This is a genomic window from Vibrio sp. 2130-1, from assembly GCF_033339515.1.
Map to the genome: position 1 here is coordinate 1 of NZ_JAWOUT010000296.1, position 691 is coordinate 691.

Below are 691 nucleotides of genomic sequence, written 5' to 3' on the forward strand. Positions count from 1 at the left end.
CCTACTTCATCTCGAAATAGATGCCCTAAGCGTGAGGCGGACAGGCAGGTGAAATCAGCGATGTCTTCTAGTGTGAAATTTTGATTCAGGTTCTGCGTCATGTAGTTCATCGCTTCAATAACACGAGGATCTAACGGTTTGCTCACCACATCAGGTTGAATAGTTTTACAGCGAATCAGCAGTTGTTCCAGTAAGTTAATCGCGAGATCATCTCGATAAGGCATGTCTGATTTGGAAATGTACTCAATGTCGATGAATAGGCGTTCAATCTGAGAAATCGTGCTGTTATCCAATCCTTGAGTCAGATACACACCATTTCGTTGTTCATGCCAACACAACCAGTCATTCCAAAAGGCACGAGGACGAAAATAGACCCAGCGGTGAAACCATGATGCGTTGTCTTTTTTACGATGGTAGAAGTGCGTTGCGCTTGGTGGAAATAGCAATAAATCCCCGGTTTTGACATCAAAAGCATCATTACCATGAAATATCGTTCCTTCACCTTGGCTCGTGATGTTGATGATGAACCCTTTCATCCCGTTCGGACGATCAATCACAAAATCGAGCTCGTCGCCTTCGATAATGGGGGTAAGCCCAGCCACAAGGTGTGCGTCAAAGTTGTAGCCGGGTTTTAAAGGGTCGTTGTTTTGCATATTTCAACTAATTTACTTTTTCATCAGTCTATTCTGGA

The 691-nt window shown here is 43.7% G+C and carries 1 protein-coding gene; it reads right to left on the bottom strand.

Annotated features, from left to right (window positions below):
- Nucleotides 1-653, bottom strand: a 653-nt coding sequence (gene araC / locus R7Q09_RS25835; protein WP_318143904.1) for an arabinose operon transcriptional regulator AraC, incomplete at its 3' end; no start/stop codon positions are given.
- Between the last annotated feature and the right edge of the window lie 38 nt (nt 654-691).